This is a genomic window from Actinophytocola sp. (assembly GCF_049647105.1).
Taxonomy (GTDB): domain Bacteria; phylum Actinomycetota; class Actinomycetes; order Mycobacteriales; family Pseudonocardiaceae; genus Actinophytocola.
In genome coordinates this window covers 1-13,105 of record NZ_JBARWZ010000068.1, presented here as the reverse complement: position 1 = coordinate 13,105, position 13,105 = coordinate 1, and the positions used below count along the sequence as shown (strand labels likewise).

Genomic DNA, 13,105 nt, shown 5'->3' with positions numbered 1-13,105 from the left:
GGGCCGGGGTCCCGGACAACCGCCAGTTGTCCGGGACCGCGTCCCGCTACTACGACATCACGATGGACGTCAGTGGCAGATCAGCAGGCTCAGGCCGGACGAGCCGCCGCACAGCGTGAGGGAAAGGTTCGAGGGGCAGGAGTGCCCGCTCGCGCTGCTGCCGCCGCCACCGGTCTGGGGAGCGGTTTCCATGCCCTGCAGGTCGAGAAGTGCCATTTTTGGCTCCTTTGTCGGGGGTTTTCTACTGACCCACGCCAGCAGGCGTGGGGGTCTTGGGGGTAGCCGGCCGGGGCAGCGCCAGCAATGGCGCCCGCACCGGCTGGTCGTGCAGTGCCGAACCGAGCGCGAGCAGCACGCCCGCGGTCCCGGTCCCGAGGTCCATGGACAGCCGCAGCAGTCCGTTGCCGGGGAACGCCATGCCGTCGCCGAACGGCAGCGCGTGCCACTCGAGGTTGCGGACCTGCCGGGCCACGTCCGGGTCCGTCGCGGGATTCTCGGCGCGACCCGCCAGGTACATCAGCACACCGGCGCGGCCCGTGAGCAGGCCCGTCAGGATGTACATGGGTGACAGGGCGGTGCGTGCCACCGCCGCCGACGCGTCGGCGAACTGATCGTCGTGGCGTCTGCGCAGGTACTCGTCGAGCACCATGCCGATGCCCATGCTGCCGCCGTCGAGGTAGGGCATGGTCCGCCAGCCCTCGTTGACCTCGAGGGTGCCGTTGTCCCGCAGCACACACCGCCGCAGGTCGAACCGCAGCGCGTCCGCGGCGCGGTCGAGGTAGGTGGTGTCGCCGGTGTCGTCATACATGCGTATCAGGAACAGCGCGGCACCCGACCGCCCTCGGAACAACCCGGCCCACGGCTGACCCGACCCGCTGATCGGGTCGTCCTCGGGGGCGTCCTCCGGACCCTGCGCTGCGGCGACGATCTCCGCGGCCCGGTGCGCGGCCACCCGCAGCGCGGGCTCGGCCGTCGAGTCGGCCAGGTGCAGCAGGTTCAGGCCGAACCCGGACACACCACCGAAGAGGTCGTGGCCCATGGTCTCCCAGTTCTCCCGCAGGCAGATGTCGACGACGTCGAGTGCCTCCTGCCGGTGACCGAGGTGGGCCAGGGTGAACGCGGCGCCGTGCAGCCCGTCATAGAGGCCCAGCCTGCTGCCGCTCACCGGGTTGGTCGCCCGCCGCAGCAGCCACTGCTCGTACTCCTCGACCCGGCCCGCGCCGGTGACGTCCATGGCGTACAGCACTCCCGCAGCCCCGTACGCGAGACCGAGCGCGCCCGCCGCGAACTGCTGCGGGTCGCCGGGGAACAGCCGGTCGTCGCGGTCCGGGGTCGCGCTCGCGCGGATCGCGCGGACCAGGTCGGCACGCACCTCTGGCCACGCGGCGGGGTCCGGTTCGATGCGCGGGTTCGGCAGGTCCGGGGTGCCTGGCGGCACGATCATGTCGATCGCGGGTCTCAGGAAGTCCATGGACACCGGGAAGTTCTTGGTGATGATCTCCGCGAAGTGCCGCGCCTTCAACCGGTGCAACCCGAGCAGGTTGGTCATCGGCAGGAAGAGCGCGAACTTCAGGCACGCCAGCGCGTAGTTGTCGATGTCGAACCCGTGCACGTCCCGTGGCGGCGCGAAGCCCGGGTTGTTGAGTCCTGGGCGGGTCGCGTCCGCGACCGGCGACGTGACCTCGTAGTCCAGCAACGCGATCGTGTCGTCCTCGCGCACCACGATGTTGAACAGGTGCAGGTCGCCGTACACGATGCCGCGCTCGTGGATCTGCGTGACGGTCTCCGCGACCTGGCGGTGGATGTCCATCGCCCACCGGGTGAACTTCGCGTAGTCCTCCGGCGTCGCCGTCGGGTCGACCAGCGGGTAACGCAGCACGATCGCCTTGCCGAGCACGTCGCCGTCGACGTGGTCCATGACGAGGAAGTGGTGATCGCCGATCGTGAACAGGTCGTGCACGGCGGGCACACCCGGCACACCGGCGAGCGTGGTGAGCGTCTCGTGCTCGCGGATGAGGCGCAGCACCGCGTCGTGCCCGTAGGTGTCGAGGCCTGCGTGCGGGCGGGCTTCCTTGAGCACGATCTCCCTGCCGTCGCGGGTGTCACGGCCCGCGTAGATGCCGCCGCCGTTGGAGAAGTGCAGCACCCGCTCGATCGTGTACGGCAGGTCGGCGATCGTGACCGCGTTGCGGGCGGCCATGTGCGGCTCGAGGAAGGCAGGCAGCGTCACCCACGGCGGCAGGTAGAAGACCGGGTCGCGCCGGTCGGCGACGAGGTTGCCGTCGGGGTCGGCGATCGCCTCGACCACGACGCCCGTGCTGTCCACCGTGTAACGGTTGGCGAAAGCGCCGTACCGAACGTACAGCGGGCCGCTGCCCCAGCGCAGGTCGGAGAGGATGTACGGGCTCGCCTCGCCGTCGAGCTGCGCGCCGAGCTCGGTGAGAATCTGCTCGCACGCGGCGTCGTTCTCGGGGTAGATCGTGACGAGCTTGCCCGCATAGCCACGCGGCGCGTACTTCGACACCCTGGCGAGCAGCGCGGTGCTGGATCTCAGGAACTTGAACGAGATGCCGCGTGCGACGCAGTAGTCCCACACCGTGTCGAGCACCCGGACCGCGTTGTCCTGGGTCGCCGAGGCGTGGATTTTCCAGCCCTGCAGCGGGACGTCCTGGCGAACCGGCGGGTTTATGACAAACCAGTCGTCCTGCTCGTGCAGGGTCCATCCGGTCGGCAGTGGCCGCACCGCGGTGGGGAACGACTCCCCTGCCGTGGCCTCCGAGTGCATCGCGTCATAGAACGATGCGTCGGCCATGCAGAACGGTTGGTAGTCCTGGTCCATCCTCGGTCGCTCCGCTCATCGGTTGGGGAAGCCGAAAGCAATCGTGCGCCGAGGGACGCCGCGGAATTAGTGCTAACTGTCACCGCCCGACCACGCGTATGTCACATCACTCTGCGTGTCGCCCCGCCAGCGGCGCGTATATCCCGAATTCCCTGTGGGGCAACAACTTTGGACGGTTTTTTTCTCACCGCTCCGCGGCATCACGCAACGCGTCCAGCAGACCGGCCAGCGCGGGCTGGGCCAGCGAGGTCTCCCGCACGGCCGCGTGGATCGCGCGGAAGGGTTCCGGTTTGCGGACGCGGCGGACGACGACCCCCGGGTGGCGCTGGCCGAGCCCCATCCTCGGGATGAGCGTCACGCCGAGCCCGGCGGCGACGAATCCCTGCGCCGTGGCGTAGTCGTCGCTCTCCACCACGAAGTTCGGACTGAACCCCGCCGACGCGCACGCGCTGAGCATGATCTCCATGCACGGCCCGGCGCTCAGCTCGTTGTTGACCCACGGCTCGTCCGCAAGGTCCGCCAGATCCAGCACCCGCTTCGCCGCGAGGCGGTGCCCCTTCGGCAGCACCGCGTGGTACGGGTCGTCGAGCAGGTGCACCATGCGGATGCCGTCGCGGACCCGGTCCCTCGGCGACACCACGATGCCGAGGTCCGCACGCCCCTGCTCCACCTCCAGCATCGGGTCCTGCGGGTCGATCAGCTTCAGGTCCACCTGCACGCCGGGGTGGTTCGCGCGCATCTTCGCGAGGGCGGGCGGTACGAGCGCTGCGCCAGCGGTCGCGAAGTAGCGGATCGCGAGCCGCCCGGTGCGCCCGGCACGCAGGTCGGCGAGCGCGGTCTCCGCCTCCGCGACGTGCGTGGCGATGATCGCCGCGTGCTCGGTCAGCAGCCTGCCCGCCGCCGTCGGGCGCACGCCGCGGCCGATGCGTTCCAGCAGCGGCACACCCGCCTGCCGTTCGAGCGCGGACACCTGCTGGCTCACCGCCGACGGTGTGTAGCCGAGGTTGGTCGCGGCCGCCGTGACCGAGCCACTGGTGACGACCGCGCGCAGCACCTGCATTCTTCGCACATCGAGCATGTAGCTCACCTTAACGGTTGGTATAGATCATTTCACTTGTGCTGTCTGATCGGCCGGGAGACCGTGGGACACGTGGTGCGAATGGGTGTGCTGGCCCTGTGGTGGGCTCGGGTTTTCTGTGGAGCAAGCTCGCGCTGGCCGGGACCGCTACGGTGCGCTCATGAAGGTGGTGGTCTTCGGCGCGACCGGCATGGTCGGTCAGGGCGTGGTCCGTGAGTGCCTGCTCGACGACGACGTCGAGTCGGTCGTGTCGATCGGCCGCAGCGCGAGCGGGGTCACCGACCCGAAGTTCCGCGAGGTGCTCACCGACGACCTGCTCGACCTGTCGCCGCACGCGGCCGACCTGGCCGGGGTGGACGCGTGCTTCTTCTGCCTCGGCGTCTCGTCGACCGGCATGAACGAGGCGGACTACCGCCAGGTCACCTACGACATCACGATGACGGCCGCGGCCGCTGTCGCCGGGCAGAACCCGGCCGCCGTGTTCGTGTACGTCTCGGGTGCGGGTGCCGACGCCACGAGCCGCACCATGTGGGCGCGGGTCCGGGGCGAGACGGAGAACGCGCTGCTCGCCACGTCCCTCGACGCGTACGTGCTGCGGCCTGGGTTCATCCAGTCGCGGCACGGCGCCCGGTCGAGGACCCTGCTGTACCGCGTGGCGTACCCCGTGTTCGCCGTGCTGTTCCCGGTGCTGCGGCGGGTGGCGCCGAAGTACGTGTCGTCCACCGAGCAGATCGGCCTCGCGATGCTCAGCCTCGCCAGGCACGGCGCGCCGGACCGCGTCCTCTACAGCGACGCGTTCAACGCCATCACCCCATAGACGGCAGGAACCCTCGGGCCTGCTCGTGGCTGAGTCCGGTGGCCTGTAACAGGTCGACGGCGACCGAACGGAGCTGCGCGGTGACCACGGTGGCGGAGAAGCCGGTGTGCTCGATGCCGTCCGCGTCGACGATCGTCGCCGCGGTCCGCACCAGCTCCCGCACCTCGGCCAGGTCACCGTCGGCGCCGAGCGCCTCCGCGAACGCCGTCGCCGCCTCGGCCAGTCTCCGCAGTGCCACGGGCAACGTCCGCGGGAACGTCTCGTCGTCGGTGAGGGCGGCCCTGGTCCGCCGCAGCAGCACCCTGCTGTTGCGCAACGCGAGATCGATCGGTTCGGCCGCCCGCGTGTACCGCTCGATCATGGTGCGCTGGCGCCGGTGCAGCGGGGAGATCGCCGCGATCTCCCGCGCGGCCCGCAACGCGTCGCGGTAGTCGTCGCCCGCCTTCTGCGTGCGGGCCCGGCGCAGCGCTTCCTGCGCGATCCCACGGTCCCGTCCGGTGATGGCGTCGGCGGCGGCCATGAGTGCCGTGGCCAGCTCGCCGAGCAGCTCCTGGCCGCGCCGCCGCACGATCTCGGGTGGGTCGCCTGGCAGCAGCGCGATGGCTACGAGCCCGAGCAGCCCGCCGATCAACGCGTCGAGCATCCGGTCCAGCCCACCGGTGCCGCCCGGCGGCAACAGCGTGGCGACGAGGATCGCCGAGGACGCGGCCTGCAACGTGACGAGCGTGCCCCCGCCGAGCAGCACGGAGATGGTCATCGCGAGCCCCAGCACGAGCGCGAGCTGCCACCACCCGCCACCGATCGTGGAGATCAGCAGATCACCGACCCCGATGCCGACACTCACACCGACGACCAGCTCGACCACCCGCCGCAGCCGCTGCTGCCCGAACCCGACCCCGATGCAGATGACGACCGCGATGGGCGCGAAGAACGGCCTGGCGTGCCCGAACACCTCGGTGGCCACGAGCCACGCGAGCGCGGCGGCGATCGAGCACTGCAGGATGGGCAACCCCATCAACCGCAGCGCGTGCCAACGCCGTCGAACCGTCGCCCACATCCGGGCCTTGCTCAGCCGCACGGAATCACGCTATTGGACCTGCCGGCCCACCGCACACCACCGGCGAGGCATGCACCGCGCGATCGGGTGTCCCGAACGGCAGACTCGCGGGTTCCGAAGCGTGGACTCGCGGGTTCCGAACCGTGAACTCGCGGGTTCCGAACCGTGGACTCGCGGGTTGTGGTGTTTCGGTCAGTCCGGGTTTGGGTAGCACTGTTGGGATTGCTGTCACCGCACCAGGATCGATCACCGGCCGCCCGGTGAGTATCGGGATGTCCCCCGGGGTCCGCCCCGACAGGGGACCGACGAGAGGTCACTCCATGAACCAGCCAGTGGATCCGGACAGGACCCGCCTCGACATTAATCCCGCCGACCCACCGCCACGTGCCGCCATGGGTCAACCGGTGGCTCCGCAACACCAACCCATGGCCGAGCCCGTGGTCGGGGAAGAGGTCAGCGACCCCGACCACTCACGCAGGCGCACCGTGCGGATCGTCAACACGATCATCAACGTGATCTGTGGCCTCTTCGCCGTGGTGCTCGCCGTGCACATCGTCCTGGTGGTCGGCGAGGCCAACCAGGGCAACGGGTTCGCGGCGATGATCAACGACTGGTCGGCCGCGGTGTCACTCGGCCTGCGCGACCTGTTCGTGCCGGAGAACGTCAAGGTGCGCACGTTCCTCAACGACGGCCTCGCCGCGATCGCGTGGCTCGCCATCGGCGGCCTGCTCACCTACCTCGTTCGCAAGCTGGCGCTGCCGGGACCGAGCCGCGTGCAGCGGCGCTACCTCGTGCGCTGAGGTCCGCTGGGAACGGAACCGAGGACGGAGGCGGCGGCCCGGAGATCGGCCACCAGATCCCGGTACGCCGCCTCGCGGTCGTCCGACCGCAGCACAGACGAGGGGTGCACGGTCGCGACCGCGTGCTCCGGGCGGTCCGGCAGCTCGACGAGCTTGCCGCGCTCCCTGGTGACCCTGAACGTGGTGCCCAGCATGGACTGCGCGGCCGTCGCACCGAGGAACACCACGAGGTCGGGCCGCACCGCGTCCAGCTCGGCGATGAGCCATGGCCGGCACGCGACGACCTCGGTCCGGCCGGGCTTCTGGTGGATGCGCCGCTTGCCGCGCTCGGCGGGCTTGTACTTGAAGTGCTTCACCGCGTTGGTGACATACACCTTCGCGCGGTCGATGCCCGCCTCGTCGAGCGCCTTGTCGAGCAGTCGCCCGGCGGGCCCGACGAACGGGTGACCCTGACGGTCCTCCTGGTCGCCCGGCACCTCGCCGACGACCAGCACCGCCGCGTCCGATGGACCTTCGCCGAACACCGCCTGCGTGGCGTTCTTGTACAGGTCACAGCCCCGGCAGTCGTGCACGGCCTTCCGCAGCCCGGCGATGCCCGCCTTGTCCGGCACGTACTCCTCCGCACCCATGGCCGACGGCTACCCGCCGCGCGACCGGTGAAAACTCAGTGCGCGACGACGGTCAGCACCAGCGCGATCGCCGCGGGCAGGGCCTGCACGACGATGATCCGCTTGTTCGCGGTGGCCGCGCCGTACAGCCCGGCCACGATCACGCACGCCAGGAAGAACACGGTCACCGGGAAGCCGACCGCGCCACCCGCCACGATGCCGAAGACCAGCCCCGCGGCCAAGAACCCGTTGTAGAGACCCTGGTTCGCGGCGAGCACGGCGGTCGCCTCCGCGAACTCGGGCGTCGTGCCGAACGCCCTGCGCGCCCGGGGGGTCTTCCACAGGAACATCTCGAGCACGAGGATGTACACGTGGATCAGGGCCACGAGCCCGACAAAGATCTTGGCGACGACGTCCATCGCCGGAGCCTAGAGGGCGCGCGAATAGGGTCGGTGGCGGGCGCCGCCATGCCCTATTCGCGCGCCCTCTTACTTTGGCGTACCGGCCTCCTCGTCCTCGCGGTGTTCGGGGACGCGCAGCGGTCGCAGGCGGGCCCACAACACGAACAGGAGCGACACCACCACCAGCGCCAGGCCGGTCCACAGGTTGATGTTCACGCCCGCCGACTTGTTGTCGATCTCCTCGGCCGAGGTGACGAACAACCCGAGGACCGTCAGCACCACGCCGTAGATCCCGGTCAGCAGAGCGATGATCAGCCGGATGTCGAACGCGGAAACGCGGGACTGCGGACTCATCGGCCCTCCCTAGAAAATGATGTTCAGAACGATCGTGATGACAAGGACGATTCCCGCGAGCAGGCTGGGGTTGCGGTACCAGCCGGCGTCCTCGCCGGTGGTCTCCCGCTGGCGCGACTCCTTCGGAGTCAGCGAGTAGACGAGCCCGACCAGCTCCGACGCCGGTTTCGGCTGGGTCACCATGGTCACCGCGATGCTGACCACGATGTCGACCACGAACGCGGCGCCCGCGCCGACGAAGGCCCCACCCTGACCGGGCAGGTTCCACACGCCGCTCTCGGTCAGGATGAACACGGTGATCGCCGAGAGCGTGCCCGCGACGAGACCGGTCCAGCCCGCGGTCGGTGTCATGCGGCGCCAGAACATACCGAGGATGAACGTGGCGAACAGCGGCGCGTTGAAGAACGAGAACAGCTGCTGCAGGTAGTCCATCAGGTTGGTATAGGTGGAGGCGATGAACGCGGTGCCGATCGCCAGCACGGTCGCGAAGATCGTCACCACCCGGCCCACCGTCAGGTAGTAGCCGTCCGGCCGGTCCTTGCGCAGGTAGGTCTGCCAGATGTCGTAGGTGAAGACGGTGTTGAAGGAGCTGAGGTTCGCGGCCATGCCCGCCATGAACGACGCGAGCAGCCCGGCGATGGCGATGCCCAGCATGCCGTTGGGCAGCAGGTCGCGCATGAGCAGCAGTAGTGCCTGGTTGAACGTGGCGCCGCTCGGCGCTGCTTCACCCGCCATGAGCGCGGCCTTGTTCTCACCCTGCAGCTCGGTGACCGCGACACCGGCGATCATGCCGGGGATGATCACGATGAACGGGATGAACATCTTCGGGAACGCGCCGATGATCGGCGTGCGCTGGGCCGCGGACATGCTGCGGGCCGCCATCGCACGCTGCACCTCGACGAAGTTCGTTGTCCAGTAACCGAAGGAGAGCACGAACCCGAGGCCGAACACGAGTCCCAGCACGGACAGGAAGTTGTCGGTGAACCCGGTCAGCTGGTTGCCGGGCCAGCTTTCGAGCTGCTCGGCCCCGCCCGGCCCCGCGGTCACCTTGTCGACGAGCCCCTGCCAGCCGCCGACCTTGTACAGGCCGACGATCGTCAGCGGCAGCAGGGCGGCGACGATGATGACGAACTGCAGCACCTCGTTGTAGATCGCCGCGGAGAGTCCGCCGAGTGCGGTGTAGCTGAGCACGATCGCGGCCGCGACGATCACCGAGACCCAGATCGGCCAGCCGAGCAACAGGTTCACCACGGAGGCGAGCAGGAACAGGTTGGCGCCCGCGATCAGCACCTGCGCCACGGCGAAGCTGATGCCGTTGACGAGGTGCGCCGGTTTGCCGAAGCGGCGGAGCATGAACTCCGGCACGCTGCGTACCTTCGAGCCGTAGTAGAAGGGCATCATCACGATGCCGAGGAACAGCATCGCCGGGACCGCGCCGATCCAGAAGTAGTGCGCCGTCGGCATGCCGTACTCGGCGCCGTTGGCGGACATGCCCATGACCTCGATGGCACCGAGGTTCGCCGAGATGAAGGCGAGCCCGGTGACCCACGCCGGCAACGAGCGGCCGGACAGGAAGAAGTCGATGCTCGACGACACATGTCGCCGGGCCATGTAACCGATGCCGAGTACCAGCGTGAAGTAGATCGCCAGCAGGACGTAGTCGACCGCATTGGCGTCCAGGCGCAGATCCGCCGCGATTGCCTGCAACTCCAGTCACCTCCCGATTTCGCTGTGTAAAGCAAACACCACAAGTGATCTCCGCGCTTGACGAGCAGAGGCTTGAGTTTCCAACTAGGAAACTCTAGAGTTGCCGTCATGGAAACACAGCAGGGCGCCGCCGAGGCCTTGGCGTCGATCGCGCGAACCAGGGCCGCGATCGGCTGGTCCGGCTATCCGGCCTGGTACTGGCTGGTCATGGCGGGTGTGCTCGCCATGCTGCCGGTGTCGGCGATGCTGCCGTCGTGGCGGGACGCGGCCGCGAGCCTCGTCCTCGCCGTGACCGGGGTGGTGCTCGCGGTCGCGACCACGAAGATGCGTGGTGTGAAGGAAAATCGCCGCGGCTCGCTCCCCATCCGGGACGGCCTGCTCGTGGTGGGCCCCGCACTCGCCGCCATCTGCGCCGGTGCGGCCACGAGGAATCTCTGGCCGTGGTCCCCGCTCGTGGTCGCCGTGCTCGTCTTCGCATGGGTGGCCACGACCGCGCTTGTCCTGCGCCGCCGCCGGGCCACCGCTCGATGACCGATCCGGCGGGTTTCGACCCGGTCATCCACGCGCCGGTGCGGCTGCGGCTGTGCGCGGCGCTGGAACCCGTGCGCGAGGTCGAGTTCGGCACGCTCGTCGAACTGCTCGGGTTGAGCAAGTCGGCGCTGAGCAAGCACGTCTCGGTTCTGACCGACGTCGGCTACGTGACCCAGCGGCGCGCGGTGCGCGACACCCGCCAGCGCGTGTGGCTGAGCCTGACCGGGACCGGCCGCGATGCGTACCAGGGCCACGTGACCGCGTTGCGCGAGATCGTCGGCGGCTGACCCCGGGGCCCGGTCAATCGGGTAACAACGGCACCGCGATGCCCGGATCCCGGCCAAGTAACACGGCACGCGTCACCGAGGCCGGCCCGAACCGGTCCCGCACCCCGTCCACCGCGGCGTCCAGCGCGCCGGGCGCCACCTCGTCGAACGGCAACATCAGCTGTATCGCGTCCTCGTCGTCCAGATTTGCCAGTGACACCCCCACCAGCGTGCAGCCCCGCTCGAACAGCGTCGGCAGCGCCGCGTGCAGCAGGCCCCGCGCGGTCGCCAGCAGCACCTCGGTGTCCTCGGTCGCGTGCACCAGCGTGTGCGACCGCGTGGCCCGCGCGAAGTCCGCGTACCGCAGCCGCAACACGACGGTCCGGCAGGCCCGCTTCGCCGCCCGCAGCCGCCGCGCCACCCGGTCGATCAACTGCGCGAGCGTCGCCTCAAGGTCCTCGACCGGCCGCGGCCTGCTCCCGAGCGCGCGCTGCGCCCCGATCGACCGCCGCCGCCTGCCTGCCCGCACCGGACGGGGGTCGTGGTTGTGCGCCAGCGCGTGCAGGTGCCTGCCCGATGCCTTGCCGAGCATGGCAACCAGCGTCGACTCGTTCAGCTTCGCCACCTGCCCGACCGTCATGATGCCCCGGTCGCGCAGCTTGGCGGACGTCACCTTTCCGACGCCCCACAACCGCTCGACCGGCAACGGGTGCAGGAACTCAAGCTCACCGGCCGGCGGCACCACGAGCAGACCATCCGGCTTCGCGACACCGCTGGCGACCTTCGCCAGGAACTTCGTGCGCGCGACGCCGACGGTGATCGGGAGCCCCACCCGCTCCAGCACCGCCTTGCGTAATCGGTCGGCGATCACCTCGGGCGGCCCCGCGATCTTGTGGAGGCCACCGACCTCGAGGAACGCCTCGTCGATCGACAGGCCCTCGACGAGCGGCGTGGTGTCGCGGAACACCTCGAACACGGCCTTGCTCGCCGCCGAGTAGGCCGACATCCTCGGCGGCACCACGATCGCGTGCGGGCACAGCCGCAACGCACGCCCGCCACCCATCGCGGTCCGCACTCCCAACCGCTTCGCCTCGTAGCTCGCCGCCAGCACCACGCCGCCGCCCACGATCACCGGACGGCCACGCAGCGCCGGGTTGTCCCGCTGTTCGACCGACGCGTAGAACGCGTCCAGGTCAGCGTGGAGGATCGTCGCCGCTGTCACGAACATATGTTCGCATCGACCACCGACAAAAACACACTCTCGGCGTCGAACTCGCCCTTGACCTGCACAAACCGAGCCGCCGTCGCCTGCCGAGCGGCCTGCGGTCTCGCGCGGAGCGGCCGGGACCCGGCCCGGTTCGGGGCGCCGGGCGCCGCGGTCTGTGGTGTCCTTGTGTGGGAAGTCGGGAAATGACAGTGGGTTGCCGGTGCTTTGCACGGGTAAAGTCGCGCGGTGGACATCGATCCCCGCACCAATGTCGTGGTGTTCCATTTGCGGAAGGGGAAGGAGAAGCACCTCGTCGGGAAGGTGCCCACCCTCGCCGAGGACGGGGTTCAGCAGGCCTGGGACGCCGTCGAGCGGGCACATCACGCTCGGGCCAGGCAGGTCGCGGCCCTGCACACCGAGTGGGAACCGACCTCCTCGGACGCCGCGTTCATCGCGGCCACCTTTCCCGGGGCCACCGCCACCCACCGCTTCGCGCGGCCCGGGGCGCAGGGGTGGGACGACGCTTTCGCCGCCGCGCGGATCACCTTGCAGGCCGAGTTACGGCCGGTGCTGTGGAGTGAGTCCTCTCCGCTGACCGGCCGGCTCGCGGACATCCCCCACTGGCCCGTCGCGGGTGGGCGGCTGCACCTGGCGCTCGCCGTGGTCACGCCCTCCGGCACCTACCACGTCACCTATGACCAACTTGGTGACGCCTCGTTCGACGATCTGATGGCCGACATCTGCCGGGAGCTCCCCGGCGAGCTTCCGATCGAGACCCGCGACGACGGGCTGCTGACCATGTCGGGGCGGCTGGTCGCGGCCGTCGCCTGCCTGCCCGGTTTCTACCAGCAGCTCACCGACCTCCTCGGCGCCGAGCGCCTGGTCGTGGGGCTGGTGTCCCCCGATCTCGTCTACGCCGCGGCCGAGGACGGGGCGCTCGCCGATGTTGCCGGGAACGCCGTTCGCGAGGCCGGGGCGCCCTCGGCCGAACTGGTGCCCTGCGTGTTGTCGATCGCGGGCGATCGGATCGCGGTCGTCGCCGAGCGTGAGGCATGACGCGACAGGTGAACGCGACCGCGCAGGCGGACGAAAAAAGCGTTACAGAAATTGGAGAATGTGGCTCGATTCCACCTGAACGATACCTTTAAATAGCCGGTCTCGCTAACTCCGCGCGATTGACAGTCCACTTTGGCCACACCCAGCTACGTATCTCTAACCGTATCGGGGAAGACATGGCGGCGCGATGATCGCTAACGTCTAGATCGCTTTCGCAACTGCGAGAGAAGCCGTCCAAGGTGGAGGTATACATGATCGCCATTGGCCTGGGCCTCGGGCTTTCCCTCTGTTCCGCATGGTGGTACTGCTGCCACTGATGGTCACCCGCCCGCAGAGGGGCGGGATGCCATGAAAGGCGCTTTCGGGACGTTAGCGTCCCGAAAG

14 protein-coding genes are annotated in these 13,105 nt (G+C 69.3%); 5 read left to right on the top strand and 9 right to left on the bottom strand.

Going from position 1 to position 13,105, the window contains the following annotated elements; translation table 11 throughout:
- Positions 1–69: 69 nt before the first annotated feature.
- The 3 genes from WBA97_RS08770 to WBA97_RS08760 form a co-directional block, all read right to left on the bottom strand.
- A complete protein-coding gene (locus WBA97_RS08770; RefSeq protein ID WP_424230222.1) occupies positions 70–216 on the bottom strand; it encodes a SapB/AmfS family lanthipeptide in 147 nt (48 codons plus the stop codon).
- A 25-nt stretch (positions 217–241) separates the two neighbouring features.
- Positions 242–2,839 carry a class III lanthionine synthetase LanKC gene (gene lanKC, locus WBA97_RS08765; RefSeq protein WP_424230221.1) on the bottom strand — a complete coding sequence of 866 codons (2,598 nt, stop codon included), beginning with the start codon at positions 2,837–2,839 and terminating at the stop codon, positions 242–244.
- Between the two features lie 184 nt (positions 2,840–3,023).
- Complete coding sequence (locus WBA97_RS08760; RefSeq protein WP_424230220.1) at positions 3,024–3,917, bottom strand: LysR family transcriptional regulator; 894 nt, start codon at positions 3,915–3,917, stop codon at positions 3,024–3,026.
- A 160-nt stretch (positions 3,918–4,077) separates the two neighbouring features.
- Here WBA97_RS08760 and WBA97_RS08755 point away from each other — a divergent pair, with 160 nt between their 5' ends.
- A complete protein-coding gene (locus WBA97_RS08755) occupies positions 4,078–4,734 on the top strand; it encodes an NAD(P)H-binding protein (protein WP_424230219.1) in 657 nt (218 codons plus the stop codon).
- Here the strand turns inward: WBA97_RS08755 and WBA97_RS08750 are convergent.
- The gene (locus tag WBA97_RS08750; RefSeq protein ID WP_424230218.1) at positions 4,724–5,812 is read right to left on the bottom strand and encodes an FUSC family protein; all 1,089 of its coding nucleotides are present in this window, start codon (positions 5,810–5,812) and stop codon (positions 4,724–4,726) included. The two genes, WBA97_RS08755 and WBA97_RS08750, sit on opposite strands and share 11 nt — an antisense overlap.
- A gap of 404 nt (positions 5,813–6,216) precedes the next feature.
- On the opposite strand from WBA97_RS08750, the gene WBA97_RS08745 reads away from it, so the two are divergent.
- Positions 6,217–6,591, top strand: coding sequence for a hypothetical protein (locus WBA97_RS08745; RefSeq protein WP_424230217.1), 375 nt, complete (start codon positions 6,217–6,219; stop codon positions 6,589–6,591).
- Here the strand turns inward: WBA97_RS08745 and WBA97_RS08740 are convergent.
- The 4 genes from WBA97_RS08740 to WBA97_RS08725 all read right to left on the bottom strand — a co-directional run bounded on the left by WBA97_RS08740 (position 6,576) and on the right by WBA97_RS08725 (position 9,661).
- Complete coding sequence (locus WBA97_RS08740; RefSeq protein WP_424230216.1) at positions 6,576–7,220, bottom strand: UdgX family uracil-DNA binding protein; 645 nt, start codon at positions 7,218–7,220, stop codon at positions 6,576–6,578. The two genes, WBA97_RS08745 and WBA97_RS08740, sit on opposite strands and share 16 nt — an antisense overlap.
- Positions 7,221–7,255: 35 nt before the next feature.
- The gene (locus WBA97_RS08735) at positions 7,256–7,618 is read right to left on the bottom strand and encodes a DUF1304 domain-containing protein (protein ID WP_424230215.1); all 363 of its coding nucleotides are present in this window, start codon (positions 7,616–7,618) and stop codon (positions 7,256–7,258) included.
- Positions 7,619–7,687: 69 nt separating this feature from the next.
- A complete protein-coding gene (locus WBA97_RS08730) occupies positions 7,688–7,954 on the bottom strand; it encodes a hypothetical protein (protein ID WP_424230214.1) in 267 nt (88 codons plus the stop codon).
- Between the two features lie 9 nt (positions 7,955–7,963).
- Positions 7,964–9,661, bottom strand: coding sequence for a sodium:solute symporter family protein (locus WBA97_RS08725; protein WP_424230213.1), 1,698 nt, complete (start codon positions 9,659–9,661; stop codon positions 7,964–7,966).
- Positions 9,662–9,769: 108 nt separating this feature from the next.
- On the opposite strand from WBA97_RS08725, the gene WBA97_RS08720 reads away from it, so the two are divergent.
- Positions 9,770–10,192, top strand: a complete 423-nt coding sequence (locus WBA97_RS08720; protein ID WP_424230212.1) for a hypothetical protein — start codon at positions 9,770–9,772, stop codon at positions 10,190–10,192.
- Positions 10,189–10,479, top strand: a complete 291-nt coding sequence (locus WBA97_RS08715) for a transcriptional regulator (protein ID WP_424230211.1) — start codon at positions 10,189–10,191, stop codon at positions 10,477–10,479. The genes WBA97_RS08720 and WBA97_RS08715 overlap by 4 nt, the downstream gene beginning before the upstream one ends.
- A 13-nt stretch (positions 10,480–10,492) precedes the next feature.
- On the opposite strand, the gene dinB is transcribed toward WBA97_RS08715, so the two are convergent.
- Positions 10,493–11,686, bottom strand: a complete 1,194-nt coding sequence (gene dinB / locus WBA97_RS08710; protein ID WP_424230210.1) for a DNA polymerase IV — start codon at positions 11,684–11,686, stop codon at positions 10,493–10,495.
- Between the two features lie 225 nt (positions 11,687–11,911).
- Here dinB and WBA97_RS08705 point away from each other — a divergent pair, with 225 nt between their 5' ends.
- The gene (locus WBA97_RS08705) at positions 11,912–12,721 is read left to right on the top strand and encodes a hypothetical protein (protein ID WP_424230209.1); all 810 of its coding nucleotides are present in this window, start codon (positions 11,912–11,914) and stop codon (positions 12,719–12,721) included.
- Positions 12,722–13,105: the final 384 nt, after the last annotated feature.

Coding starts and splice junctions, on each gene's coding strand:
- WBA97_RS08770 (WP_424230222.1), bottom strand. CDS start 216: ATGGCACTTCTCGACCTGCAGGGCATGGAAACCGCTCCCCAGACCGGT.
- lanKC (WP_424230221.1), bottom strand. CDS start 2,839: ATGGACCAGGACTACCAACCGTTCTGCATGGCCGACGCATCGTTCTAT.
- WBA97_RS08760 (WP_424230220.1), bottom strand. CDS start 3,917: ATGCTCGATGTGCGAAGAATGCAGGTGCTGCGCGCGGTCGTCACCAGT.
- WBA97_RS08755 (WP_424230219.1), top strand. CDS start 4,078: ATGAAGGTGGTGGTCTTCGGCGCGACCGGCATGGTCGGTCAGGGCGTG.
- WBA97_RS08745 (WP_424230217.1), top strand. CDS start 6,217: ATGGCCGAGCCCGTGGTCGGGGAAGAGGTCAGCGACCCCGACCACTCA.
- WBA97_RS08740 (WP_424230216.1), bottom strand. CDS start 7,220: ATGGGTGCGGAGGAGTACGTGCCGGACAAGGCGGGCATCGCCGGGCTG.
- WBA97_RS08735 (WP_424230215.1), bottom strand. CDS start 7,618: ATGGACGTCGTCGCCAAGATCTTTGTCGGGCTCGTGGCCCTGATCCAC.
- WBA97_RS08730 (WP_424230214.1), bottom strand. CDS start 7,954: ATGAGTCCGCAGTCCCGCGTTTCCGCGTTCGACATCCGGCTGATCATC.
- WBA97_RS08720 (WP_424230212.1), top strand. CDS start 9,770: ATGGAAACACAGCAGGGCGCCGCCGAGGCCTTGGCGTCGATCGCGCGA.
- WBA97_RS08715 (WP_424230211.1), top strand. CDS start 10,189: ATGACCGATCCGGCGGGTTTCGACCCGGTCATCCACGCGCCGGTGCGG.
- dinB (WP_424230210.1), bottom strand. CDS start 11,686: ATGTTCGTGACAGCGGCGACGATCCTCCACGCTGACCTGGACGCGTTC.